The sequence below is a fragment of the Mesorhizobium sp. M7A.F.Ca.MR.362.00.0.0 genome, assembly GCF_004023175.1.
Taxonomy (GTDB): Bacteria; Pseudomonadota; Alphaproteobacteria; order Rhizobiales; family Rhizobiaceae; genus Mesorhizobium.
In genome coordinates this window covers 4,886-6,715 of sequence record NZ_RZTF01000351.1, presented here as the reverse complement: position 1 = coordinate 6,715, position 1,830 = coordinate 4,886, and the positions used below count along the sequence as shown (strand labels likewise).

Sequence of the window (1,830 nt, the reverse complement as noted above, 5' to 3'; positions counted from 1 at the left end):
GATTGACCTCGCATCAGGCCTCTCTGCGCCCCTATTCAGCCGTTGCAACAAAACCCTTGGTGCCATAGGCGAAGGCCTTGGCGATATCGGCATGGCGCGACAAACCCTTGCCCTGGCGCATGAGCTGTCGTCGCAGCGCGCGTACCAGTGGTCGGGTTCGCCTTCGTCGTGCGGCCAATCGCTCGGCGGGCGGCAGCCCCCGTATCTCTTCCTCGATCCGGTAGATCGCCTGGATACCGGCCATCGCCGTCGTGCTGAGCTCGGTCGGCTGGCTGTCGTGAACGTCGAATATCTTGCGACGCAGATGGGCCAGGCAGGCAGCTTCTCGAATGGCGCCGCCCTTGTAGAGCTGATTGTAGCCACTGAATCCGTCGGCCTGGAGGGTGCCGGCAAATCCGGCGAGTTCGCTCATCACGCTCTCGCCGGCGCGGCCCATGGTGGCGCGATACCAGGCGATCGGCGGCTCCTTCGAGCCCGAGTTGCGATCGTCGGCGACGTAAACCCAGAGCGCACCCTTGTGCGTCTTGCCGTTGCCGGGCGCCAGGATCGGAAGCCGCGTGTCGTCGGTGTGTAGCTTGCTGCGGGTACGGCCGATCTCACGAAGGCGGTTGTAGATCGGATCGAGCAAGGCGGCAGCGTAGCCGGCGCTGCGCGCCAGCGTGGATCGCTCGATATCGACGCCCTTGGCGGCCATCATCTGGACCTGACGGTAAGATGTTGCGCACGGAATTATGCTGCGGAGGCCCCAGTTCTCCCTAAGTTCCAGGCGATTGCAGGCAATCTCCGCAACATAATTTTGTGAACACATCCGATGTCATGATCCAGGCGCCACAACAAGGAGACCTGGGTTATGTTCGAAGTTCTTTTTAGCCGACAGGATGCGATCGCACGGTATCGTTCCGCTCCATTGCTAAAGGAGCGGCTCCTCTATCTTGCCCATTGCAAGCAAATCGGCATCAAGCTTGAGACGCTGTGCAAGATCGCCGCCTGCCAGTTGGACCTGGTGCGCATTCTCGATTTGCAAGACAACGACAATTCGATCTTGCTCAAGGTTGAGAATGGCTTCCGGCTATGGTCTTTACCCGCCGAACGCAAATCACGACCTCTCTCGCGCCGACGATTCCTCGGGTACGCTGAGCGATGGATGCGCTTTATGGGCTGGCTGGAGGAGCACGAGGCCACACGCCACTCCCATACGCGCGAGGTCACTATCTTCGCGGCGCGCATGTCTTCCGAACACGGATGGGCGGATACCACGGTCGAAGGATGTTGTCGGACGGTCAATTGCTTTTTCGACTGGCTGGACGGGAGAGGCGTCGATCTAGCGTCGGTCGGGATCGCCATGATCGATCAGTTTGTCGCGCGCTATCACGCACGCGGCTGCAGTCGATCAACCATCCATCTCTATGCGCAACAACTGCGTGGATTCGTCCGGTTCGCCGGACAGCAGGGCTGGTGCAAGCCGGGCTTGGCCGATGGGATCATGCCGCCGCAACGCTATCCCGGCGAGGCAATTCCGAAAGGGTTGAGCCGGGACGAGGTCATCCGCCTGCTCGCGACCACTGAGGGCGACCGCCCTTACGACATACGCGCCCGTGCCATCCTGATGCTGCTGATCACCTACGGCCTGCGCGCCGGTGAGGTTAGCGGCCTTCAGCTCGGCGATTTCGACTGGGAGCAGGAGATGTTACGGGTGCGCTGCCCAAAGCCTGGACGTACGCATCTCTATCCGCTTTCGCCGGGCGTGGGGCTGACTGTCCTGCGTTACCTGCGTGAGGTTCGCCCCGCGCACCCAGAACGGAGGCTGTTCCTGACGATGAGGGCCCCGAT

2 protein-coding genes are annotated in these 1,830 nt (G+C 61.5%); one reads left to right on the top strand and one right to left on the bottom strand.

Annotated elements, in window-relative coordinates; all coding sequences use genetic code 11:
* Window positions 1-31 precede the first annotated feature (31 nt).
* Window positions 32-808, bottom strand: a complete 777-nt coding sequence (locus EOC06_RS29515) for an IS66 family transposase (RefSeq protein WP_281062122.1) — start codon at window positions 806-808, stop codon at window positions 32-34.
* A 42-nt stretch (window positions 809-850) separates the two neighbouring features.
* Between EOC06_RS29515 and EOC06_RS29510 the strand changes: the two genes are divergently transcribed.
* Window positions 851-1,830 (top strand): tyrosine-type recombinase/integrase (locus EOC06_RS29510; protein WP_206631282.1); only part of this gene is annotated, 980 nt, incomplete at its 3' end.

Excerpts from the sequence above, each read along its gene's own strand:
- EOC06_RS29515 (WP_281062122.1), bottom strand. The coding sequence starts at position 808 with ATGTGTTCACAAAATTATGTTGCGGAGATTGCCTGCAATCGCCTGGAA.